Genomic DNA, 9340 nt, shown 5'->3' on the forward strand with positions numbered 1-9340 from the left:
CCCGTGTGGGGGGTGCCGGGGGGCGGGCCCGCGCCCCCCGGCGCGCGGGGGGCGGTCCCCGCGCCCGACCCCCGCCCCGGCGCGGCGGCGTCTGCTGCCACCAGCGGCGCGCGCAGCGGGTGAGGGTGGCCTGGTCGGCCAGCCCGAGCAGCGAGGCCACCTGGGCCAGCGGCATGTCGGTGGTGGTCAGGTAGTGCGCGGCCTGCCTGCGGCGCACCTCGTCGAGCAGGGTGGCGAAGCCGGTGCCCTCGGCGGCGAGCCTGCGTTGCAGGGTGCGCGGGTGCACGGTGAGCAGTCCGGCCACAGCGCCGATCTCGGCCGGGGCGGTGCCGAGGAGCTGGCGCAGCGCCGCCTTGACCCGGCGCGCGGTCGGGCCGGGCGCGCCGTCCTCCGCGCCGCCCGCGGTCTGCTCGGCGAGGAAGGCCAGGGCCAGCCGGTGCAGGGTCTCGTCGCCGCCGGACAGCGGCCGGTCCGCCAGGGCTGCCGGGATGCGCAGCGCGGCGCGTGGCCTGCCGGTGTGCACCGGGGCGGCGTAGAAGCGTTCGTGGGCCGCGAGCGGCGCGGGCGGGTGGTAGGGCAGTTCCACCGAGCGCAGCCCGTAGCGCGGGGCGGCCAGCCGTTGCAGCGCGCGGTGCACGAAGCCCATGCTCAGATCGGTGCCCTGCACCGGGACGGGCAGGCCCGGTTTCACCCCGCAGGTCAGGGCGACGATCGCGGGATCGCCGTAGGGGTCGGGCCCGATGTCCAGGCTCAGCGAGCGGGCGTGCACGAACAGATAGCGCGAGGTGCACTCCAGGGTGTCGGCCAGCGTGGGGGAGTTGCGGATGGCCAGCGCCAGCGGGCCGAGCATGTCCAGATCCTGCCGGTAGGCGATGCGCAGGCCGAGATCGGGGCAGTCGAGGCGGTGGGCGGCCAGTTCCAGCAGCGCGGCCACCGCCTGGTCGGGGATCAGCAGGTCGTCGGTGTCCAGGGCGGCGACCGGCAGGCCGACGGCGGTGGCCAGCGCCTCGGCGTCGCCGCCGAGTTCGGCGACAGTGGCGCGGAAGCCGCGCAGGCCCGCGGAACGGATGACCGACATGTCGTCGAGAATCAAATAGTTGTCGCGCGGAGTCAAGAAAGCCGGATGCGCTGTCGGGGAGAATGGAGCCATGAACGGGACCGACACGCCTGTGGAGCACCTCGACGTCGTCATCGTCGGGGCCGGACTGTCCGGCATCGGCGCGGCCTACCGGCTGCAGACCGGATGCCCCGGCAAGAGCTATGCGTTGCTGGAGGCGCGCGAGTCGCTCGGCGGCACCTGGGATCTGTTCAAGTACCCCGGCATCCGCTCGGACTCGGACATGTTCACCCTCGGCTACCCCTTCAAGCCGTGGCGCGACGCGAAGTCCATCGCCGACGGCGCGTCCATCCTGCGCTACCTGCGCGAGACCGCCGCCGAGCACGGCATCGCCCGCCACATCCGCTACTCCACCAAGGTGGTCGGCGCCGACTGGTCCAGCGCCGAGGCCCGCTGGACACTCACCCTGGCCACCCGCGACGAGCACGGCGCGGCCGTCGAGCGCACGCTCACCTGCGGCTTCCTCTACGTCTGCGCCGGCTACTACGACTACGAGCGCGGCCACGACCCGGTCTTCCCCGGCGCGGAGGACTTCACCGGGCGCATCGTGCACCCGCAGTTCTGGCCCGAGGACCTGGACTACGCGGGCAAGATGGTGGTTGTCATCGGCAGCGGCGCCACCGCCGTGACGCTGGTGCCCTCGATGGCCGAGCAGGCCGCGTCGGTGACCATGCTCCAGCGCAGCCCCACCTGGATCAGCGCGGTGCCCGCCCGCGACAAGCGCGCCGACACCCTGCGCGGGCTGCTGCCCCCTGACCTGGCGCACCGGCTGATCCGCGGCAAGAACATCCTGTTCGGGATCACCTTCTTCAACTACTGCCGCCGCTTCCCGGCCTCCGCGCGCAAGGTGCTCACCGATCTGAACACTCGCATCCTGAAGGACGAGCGGCTGGTCGCCGAGCACTTCACGCCCAGCTACGACCCGTGGGACCAGCGCCTGTGCGCCGCCCCCGACGCCGACTTCCACAAGGCGATCAAGAAGGGCAGGGCGCGGGTGGTCACCGACCACATCGAGCGGTTCGTGCCCGGTGGCATCGCGTTGCGGTCAGGCAATGTGCTCGACGCCGACATCATCGTCACCGCCACCGGTCTGCGCCTGCTCGCCTTCGGCGGCATCGCTCCCAGAGTGGACGGGAAGCCGGTGCCGCTGTCGGAGCAGTTCGTCTGGCAGGGCGCCATGCTGACCGGTGTGCCCAATTTCGCGGTCTGCATCGGCTACACCAACGCCTCGTGGACACTGCGCGCCGACCTGACCTCGCGCCTGGTCTGCAAGGTGCTGCGGCACCTGGACCGCAACGGCTACGACGCGGTGGTGCCGCGCCCGGACGGCGAGCTGAACCGCCGCCCGCTGCTCGACCTGGCCTCCGGCTACGTCCAGCGCTCCATCGACGAATTCCCCCGGCAGGGCGACCGGCATCCGTGGAAGGTCAGGCAGAACTACCTGCTCGACTCGGCCACCACCCTGCGCACCGATCTGAACAAGACGCTGTCGCCGGTCTCGGCTACCCGTGAGGCGCCCGCGCCCGTGCGCTGAACGGTCCTCGGCTCGGCTTGCCGCCCACTCCGCTCCCGCGCGCGCTGGGCGGCGCACAGCCCCCGGATGGCCAGCGCCCGCAGATGGTCGGCGGTCCCGGCCAGGTCGGCCCGTTCGGCCATGGCCACCGCGTGCGCGGCCCGTTCGGCGGCGATCTCGGGCCGGTCGGCGAGCACGGCGGTCAGGGCGAGACGGATCTGGGCGCGCAGGCGCAATCTCGGTGCGGCCATGGCCTCGGCGAGGGCGAGCGCGCGCCGCAGCCCGCGTTCGCCGAGACGGGTGTCCCCGCGCAGGGTGTGCGCGGTGGCCAGCGCCAGTTCGGCGTAGTAGTCGACGGCGGTGTGCCCGGACAGCGCCGGGCGCGGCGGCAGCACCAGCTCGCGCAAAGTGCCGGGGTCGGCGTGGATGGCCAGATCGGCGGCGGTGGCCGCGTGCAGGGCGGCGAGGGTGCGGGGGTCGGCGATGCGGGAGGCGCCCCTCGGCGGCTGCGTCAGATGGGTGAGGTCCTCCCCGCGCACCAGCGCGTCGACGGTGTGCAGCAGGACCAGGGCCGGGTCGTCCAGCAGAGCCGAGCGGGCGCGTTCCAGCGGCTCGAACAGATCGGGCCCGTGCTGGTCGAGGACCAGGCGGACGGCGTGCGCGCGCAGGAATTCCGCCACCCTCGGCCTGCCCGGCTCGGCGAGCAGGTGCGGAAGCACCGTGGGGCAGGGATGGGTGCGATACCAGCGGCGCAGGTTCTCGGCCGCGGTCGACGGCTCGCCAACCGAGGGGGCGCCGCCGGTCGAGGGGCGAACCGGCAGGGCGGCCGGATCCGCGGCCACGTCCGGCGCTTGGTCGGTCCAGACCGCCTCGGCGGTGGGGTGGACGCTGTGCCGGTAGTGGCCGCGCAGCAGGGGCGCGAAGGAGTGGTACAGCCTGCCGTCGCGGCGCTGACGGCGCAGCGGGAATCCCGCGTGCTCGAGGCGGTGCAGCGCGGCGGTGGCGCGCCCCTCGGTGAGGGCGTCGGCCAGGTCGGCGGTGAATTCGGGCAGCAGGCGGGTGGCGGCGAGCAGTTCGCGCTCGAAATGGTCCAGTTCGGCCAGCACCTCGGTGTCGAGGAACTCCGCGATGGGGCACGGGGCGTGCTCGAGCATGGTGAGGGCGGCGGCGCGGTACTCGCGGTGGGTGTCGAGATAGCGGGCGGCCAGACGGACCAGGGCGGGCCAGCCGCGGGTGAGCTCGTGTACCAGCGGCAGTTCGGCGGCGGTGAGCGGGCAGCCCGGCGCGGCGGCCAGCGCGGCCGGGCCGGTGCGGTCCAGGGCGTGGTCGGCGGCGGTGAACCTGGTCAGGCGGGCGGTCGAGGCCAGATCGTGCCAGGGCAGGCCGGGCGGTCGGCGGGCGGCCAGGACGGTGATCAGGCGCGGCGGTGCGGTGCGCAGGAAGCGTTCGACGGCGGCCAGGGCCTCCTCGGAGACCAGCCGGTGCGCGTCCTCGATCACCAGAAGCAGGTCGGCGCGGCCGGTTTCGCGGCACAGCCGGTGAAAGGTGCTGTCGTGCAGGAACTCCTGCGCGCAGTCGGCGGGGATGCGCACCGTGCCGGTCCCCGGCCGCACCGCGGTCAGGTGCTCGCTCCACGCGGTGACCAGCGCGGACTTGCCGCTGCCTGATGGCGCGGCGAGGAGCAGGACGGGCGCCGGACCTGCGGCGGCCCGGTCGAGGCGGGTGAGCAGACGCGCGGGGACCATCGTGCCTCCTCGACGGAGTGACGGATGTGGGGTGCGGAACGGAGGCGGCGCGAACCGCTCTCGAGTGCGCCGGAGGCCGCGGACGGGTGCGCGGCAGGCGCCGTGCCCTGATACCGACCGAATGGCATGTTCCACGGTAGTGCGCGTGGTCGCAGCACGATTCACCCGAAACGGGTGAGCTGTTCACCCCCGGCCGCGGACTGCAATGGAGACATGACGACACCGCACCCCACACCCTCGGCAGCCCCTGGCACGACCCGACAGAGCATCGCGGCCGGCGTCTCCATCGGAGCCTCGATCCTGTTGCTCACCGTGGGTCTGCTGCAACTGTTCCAGGGCATCTCGGCCGTGGTGAACGACGACCTGTTCATCGTCGGTCCCGACTACGTCTACCAGTTCGACACCACCGCCTGGGGCTGGGTCCACATCGTGCTCGGCGTGGTCCTCATCGTCAGCGCGTTCGGCCTCATGACCGGGGCCACGTGGGGCCGGGTCGCGGCCATCACGTTGCTGGCGGTCTCGATCGTCGCCAACTTCCTCTCCCTGCCCTACTACCCCTACTGGGCGCTGCTCATCATCGCCCTCGACATCGTGGTGATCTGGGCGATCTCCACCTGGCGGCCCGACTCCACCACCCGGCCCGACCGGGTCTGAACGGGTGCGCCGCACCGGCGCCCGGGAGCCCGGACGCCGGTGCGGTCGTGTCCGCGCAGGGCAGGGCAGGTCCGGGCCGGGGCCGGTCGGGGTGGGGTCGGTCGACGCGGGGTGGTGGTCAGCCCGGGGCGGTGGTCAGCCCGGGACGGTGGTCAGGCCGGGGCGGTGGTCAGGCCGGGGCGGACGGGCGCGGGGCGGTGTCGCCCGCGTCGACGGCCTGGGCGACCTCGTGCAGCGCGGTGCGGATCAGCGCGCCGTAGGCGTCCTGCCCGAGCGCGCCGAGATGTGCGCGCGCGGCGTCGAGTTCGCGGCGGGCCGCGTCGAAGGAGCCGAGGCGGCGGTAGTCGTCGGCGAGATTGAGGTGCAGGGAGGGGCGGAAGCCCGCGACGGCGAGGCCGGAGTGGTAGGCGGCGGCGCGCTCGTCGGTGAGGGCCTCGGCGGCGTCGAGGGCACGGATGTTCCAGGCAAGGGACTGGGCCGGGTCGGGCTGGAGGTCGGCCAGGTAGTGCGCGAGGGAGCAGCGGTGCAGCGGGTCGCCCGACGGACCGAGGGTGCGCCAGAGGCCGGTCAGCCGGGTGCGGGCGGTCTCGCGGTCGCCCTGCCTGCCGAGTTCGACGGCGTCGGCGATGGCGGCCATGGTCTCGTCGGGTGCGCCATGCGGCTGGGGTGCGGTGGAGGTGGCGATGTCGGCCATGACGATCCTTTCGATCTGTCGGATGGGGCGTGGGCCCTCGGCCGCCGAGAGGCACAGCGTGACCGTGGCGGGCCGGGACGTTTCCGGCATCGCGTCACGCCGCCCGCTCGCCCGGCAGCGCGGAGCGGGCGGTGTGCGAGCCGGGGGCGGGTCAGTCGGTGGTGCGACCGGGCACGCGGTGGTGGGGCAGGGGGTGATCGGGCAGGGGGTGATCGAGCACGGGCATGACGAGGACGGTGAGATCGCCGTCGGTGGCCGAGCGGACGACGACGGGCCGGTCGGGGGTTGCCAGGTCGAGCATGAGGTCGGGGCCGAGGGCGCTGTCGACGGCGGGGCGCAGGACGGCCGGATCGAAGGCGATCCGCAGGGGCGGGCCGGTGACGGTGGCCGCGATCGGGTGCGCGCCGGGACGGCGCGCAGTCAGGCCGGTGGGGGTGATGTCCAGGCCGAGCGGGGTGTCTGGGGTGTGGTCGAGCAGGTCGAGCAGGTCGGTGCGGGAGATCAGGACCCGGGTGCGGACCGGGGCGAGGCCGTCGAGGACGACCCGGTAGTCGGGGAAGGTCTCGTCGAGGACGGGCAGGCGTCCCGCTCCTGGCGCGCCGAGAAGGACACCGGTGTCGTCGCGGGTCACGGCGATCTCGCCGGACGGCAGGTGGTGGCCCGCGGCGGCCAGTTCGGCGGCCGGGACGACGGCCGACCAGGCGGTCGCGCCGGGGCGGATCAGGGCGAGGGAGCGGGTGACGAGGCGGTAGCGGTCGGTTGCGGTGAGCGTCAGGCCGGTCTCGTCGGCCTCGAGCAGGATGCCCGCCAGCACCGGGAAGGTCTTCTCGCGCGCGGCGGCGGGGCCGACCTGGGCGACGGCCGCGGCGAGGGCGGCCGCGTCCACGACGCAGGCGGCCCCTTCGGCCGGTCCGGTGGACGCGGCGGAGAACGCGGCGCGCAGTTCCCCGGCGACGGCCTCGGCCCGCCTGGCGCGTTCGCGCAGCGCCGCCACGTGCCGGTCGAGCAGCTCGGTGGCGCGGGCGGCGTCGCCGGACAGGATCTGCTCGATCCGCGGCAGCGGCATCTCGATCTCGCGCAGCCTGCGGATGAGCACGGCGCGCTCGCACTGGGCGGGCGTGTAGTAGCGGTAGCCGGTGAGATCGTCGACCACGCTCGGGACCAGCAGCCCGCAGTCGCCGTAGAAACGCAGCGCGCTGGCGGTCAGGCCGCTGGCCCTGGCCATCGCGCCGATGGTCAGGAGCGGGTCGTCCTGGTCTGCTGCCGGATGGCGTGCTGTCACGCCGCCATCATGGAGCTTCGACCAAGGTGAAGGTCAAGCGCGGCCGACAGCCGTCTCAGCCGCGTCCTTCGCGCCGGCGCCGCGGGCCGAATGTGCCCGCGAGCACCGACAGCGCGAACAACCCGGCCGCCGCACCGCAGAAGTAGAGCAGGGACCCGTCGGGGCCGAAGCGCGGCAGGAAAGCCATCTGCTGCCCGGTGGCGGCCACGCCGTTGAGGAAGGGGGCGTAGGCCTGCAGGGTGTAGCCGTTGGGCAGCAGATTGATGGAGTTCTCCACCACGTACACCCAGAACAGCAACGCGGCCACGGCGGCGGAGGGGGTGCGGATCGCCGCGCCCGCGGCCACGCCGACGCCGCAGGCGGCGAAGGCGTAGATCGGCACGGTCCACAGGAACCGGACGCCCGCCGCGTCGCCGATGTCCACACCGCCGTAGACGGCGGGGAACAGCGCGGGCAGCGACACCAGGACCAGCACCAGCAACAGCAGCGAGACGATCGCGGCGATGGCGCCGTAGAAGATCCAGCGCGCCAGCGCGGAGGTCCAGGCGCGGGGGAACAGGAAGGCGCCGAGATCACGCAGATCGCCCCTGGTCTGGGCGGCGTGCGCGTAGGCGGCGGTCACCATCATGATCGAGGTGGTGAAGGTGATGACCCAGTAGACGGCGTTGCCGGTGTCCACCGAGGTCACCCGGAAGGTGCCGGAGCTGTCGGCGAACCGCTCGGCCACCACGGCGATGCCGAAGGTGATGACCAGCGGCAGCACGACGGCCAGCGGAACCGCCACCAGCCACAGGAATCCCCGCCCGCCGGTGCGGGTCACCTCGGCGGCCAGCGCGCGGCGCAATTGGGTCCCGCCGGAGTCCGGGCGGGCGGCGCCGACGGTCATCGGGTGGCTCCCTCGGCGGCTCGGGTGGCGGTTGCGGCTCCGGTGACGGAGAGATAGGCGTCCTCGAGGCGGCGCGGGCTGCCGTCCTCCTCGGACAGCAGCTCGATCAGCGGCCGGTCGGCGAGCACCCGGCCTTCGCCGATGATCACCACGTGGTCGGCGTTGCGCTCGGCCTCGTCGAGCAGATGCGAGGTGATCAACACGCACACGCCCTCGTCGGCCAGCCGGCGCAGCAGGGCGCGCATCCAGCGGATGCCCGCGATGTCCAGTCCGTTGAGCGGCTCGTCGAGCAGCAGCGTGGTCGGCTCGGGCAGCAGGGCGGCGGCGATGCCGACGCGCTGGAGCATGCCGAGCGAGTAGCCGCCGAGCCTGCGGTCGGCGACCTCGTGCAGATCCACCAGGCGCAGCAGTTCCTCCACCCGCGCCGGGGCGATGCCCCTGGCGCGGGCGATCCAGCGCAGGTGCCTGCGGGCGGTGTGCCGGGGGTCGAAGGCACGGTGGTCGAGGTGCATGCCGAGACCGGGCGGGGTGCTGTGGCCCGCGCGCACCGGCGCGCCGTTCACGTGGACCGTCCCGGTGGCGGGCGCGATGATCCCGCAGATACACCGCAGCAGTGTCGTCTTGCCGGTGCCGTTCGAACCGAGCAGGTAGGTGACCGAGCCGGCCGCGACGCTCAGCTCGGGCACCTCCAGCACGGTGACCCCGGGATACCGCAGGGTGAGATCACGGATGTCGATCATCGCGCCGGGCGGGTCAGAAGTCGCAGGCGATGGGCAGCCCGACGGCCTCGACGCCGTTGCACAGCGATTCGTCGGCCATCTTCCACTTGCCGTCGATGCGCTTCCAGGTGACCGTCATGGTGATGGCCGGGCGGCCCGCCGAGTGGCTGTGCAGCGTGGCGGTGTGCACATCGCCGTTGTGGGTCTCCGGGCCGGTGACGGTGCTCCAGCCCAGCGGCTCGCGGAACAGCCCGAGGTTGTAGACGGTGCGCGGCACGATCACCGCGTTCATTCCGCCCTCCAGGTTCTCGGCCTTGGCCTCGTCGGAGGCGGGGGTGGCGGTGAGGAAGTGCACCTGCGCCTCGAGCTGCTCGAGGGTGGGCACCTCGCTGGTGATGGAGAAGGTACCGGGATCGGCGGTCGCGGACGGGGCGGCGACGAGCGCGGTGGCCGAAACGGCCGCCAGTGCGGTCCCCAGGGCGCCGAACGAGCTCCACTTCTTCATCTAATTCACCTTTCGAGTGAGTGAGGGCACATCCGTGGATCCCGGAAATTGCCAGATGGTCACGGAAAGTTAGCCTAGCCTAAGGCGTGCGGTCAAGACTCATTTAAATAGTCTCGACCCGAGTCGGCGGCAGTGGCCGAGGACGGGAACGCGGCGACGACCGCCGGGACCGGCGGGGCGGCGGCGGGTCGGGGGGAGGGAGCGAGCGACGGGGGAGGTGTGGGG

9 protein-coding genes are annotated in these 9340 nt (G+C 73.3%); 2 read left to right on the forward strand and 7 right to left on the reverse strand.

From position 1 onward, the window contains the following. Window positions 1-1078 (reverse strand): AraC family transcriptional regulator (locus QH283_RS28915; RefSeq protein ID WP_280506093.1); only part of this gene is annotated, 1078 nt, incomplete at its 3' end. Window positions 1079-1148: 70 nt separating this feature from the next. Between QH283_RS28915 and QH283_RS28920 the strand changes: the two genes are divergently transcribed. Continuing rightward, window positions 1149-2651 carry a flavin-containing monooxygenase gene (locus QH283_RS28920; RefSeq protein ID WP_280506094.1) on the forward strand — a complete coding sequence of 501 codons (1503 nt, stop codon included), beginning with the start codon at window positions 1149-1151 and terminating at the stop codon, window positions 2649-2651. On the opposite strand, the gene QH283_RS28925 is transcribed toward QH283_RS28920, so the two are convergent. Further along, window positions 2555-4375 (reverse strand): hypothetical protein, encoded by a 1821-nt coding sequence (locus QH283_RS28925; protein ID WP_280506095.1) that lies wholly within the window; start codon window positions 4373-4375, stop codon window positions 2555-2557. The genes QH283_RS28920 and QH283_RS28925 overlap by 97 nt on opposite strands. A gap of 213 nt (window positions 4376-4588) precedes the next feature. Here QH283_RS28925 and QH283_RS28930 point away from each other — a divergent pair, with 213 nt between their 5' ends. Further along, entirely contained in the window at window positions 4589-5029 is a 441-nt protein-coding gene (locus QH283_RS28930) for a DUF7144 family membrane protein (protein ID WP_280506096.1), read from the forward strand. Window positions 5030-5198: 169 nt separating this feature from the next. Here QH283_RS28930 and QH283_RS28935 read toward each other — a convergent pair whose 3' ends face one another. From QH283_RS28935 to QH283_RS28955, 5 genes are all read right to left on the reverse strand, one after another. Next, window positions 5199-5723 carry a hypothetical protein gene (locus QH283_RS28935; protein WP_280506097.1) on the reverse strand — a complete coding sequence of 175 codons (525 nt, stop codon included), beginning with the start codon at window positions 5721-5723 and terminating at the stop codon, window positions 5199-5201. A 151-nt stretch (window positions 5724-5874) separates the two neighbouring features. Further along, the gene (locus tag QH283_RS28940) at window positions 5875-7005 is read right to left on the reverse strand and encodes a MerR family transcriptional regulator (RefSeq protein ID WP_280506098.1); all 1131 of its coding nucleotides are present in this window, start codon (window positions 7003-7005) and stop codon (window positions 5875-5877) included. A gap of 55 nt (window positions 7006-7060) precedes the next feature. Continuing rightward, window positions 7061-7891: an ABC transporter permease gene (locus QH283_RS28945; protein WP_280506099.1), complete on the reverse strand. Its 831-nt coding sequence runs from the start codon at window positions 7889-7891 to the stop codon at window positions 7061-7063. Beyond that, the gene (locus QH283_RS28950; RefSeq protein WP_280506100.1) at window positions 7888-8631 is read right to left on the reverse strand and encodes an ABC transporter ATP-binding protein; all 744 of its coding nucleotides are present in this window, start codon (window positions 8629-8631) and stop codon (window positions 7888-7890) included. Before QH283_RS28950 ends, QH283_RS28945 begins: the two co-directional genes overlap by 4 nt. Before the next feature lie 13 nt (window positions 8632-8644). Then, window positions 8645-9115, reverse strand: coding sequence for a hypothetical protein (locus QH283_RS28955; protein WP_280506101.1), 471 nt, complete (start codon window positions 9113-9115; stop codon window positions 8645-8647). Window positions 9116-9340 lie beyond the last annotated feature (225 nt).

Origin of the sequence: Nocardia farcinica, assembly GCF_029867845.1 — a bacterium.
GTDB lineage: Bacteria > Actinomycetota > Actinomycetes > Mycobacteriales > Mycobacteriaceae > Nocardia > Nocardia farcinica_A.

Excerpts from the sequence above, each read along its gene's own strand:
- QH283_RS28930 (WP_280506096.1), top strand. The coding sequence starts at position 4,589 with ATGACGACACCGCACCCCACACCCTCGGCAGCCCCTGGCACGACCCGA.
- QH283_RS28935 (WP_280506097.1), bottom strand. The coding sequence starts at position 5,723 with ATGGCCGACATCGCCACCTCCACCGCACCCCAGCCGCATGGCGCACCC.
- QH283_RS28925 (WP_280506095.1), bottom strand. The coding sequence starts at position 4,375 with ATGGTCCCCGCGCGTCTGCTCACCCGCCTCGACCGGGCCGCCGCAGGT.
- QH283_RS28945 (WP_280506099.1), bottom strand. The coding sequence starts at position 7,891 with ATGACCGTCGGCGCCGCCCGCCCGGACTCCGGCGGGACCCAATTGCGC.
- QH283_RS28950 (WP_280506100.1), bottom strand. The coding sequence starts at position 8,631 with ATGATCGACATCCGTGATCTCACCCTGCGGTATCCCGGGGTCACCGTG.
- QH283_RS28955 (WP_280506101.1), bottom strand. The coding sequence starts at position 9,115 with ATGAAGAAGTGGAGCTCGTTCGGCGCCCTGGGGACCGCACTGGCGGCC.
- QH283_RS28920 (WP_280506094.1), top strand. The coding sequence starts at position 1,149 with ATGAACGGGACCGACACGCCTGTGGAGCACCTCGACGTCGTCATCGTC.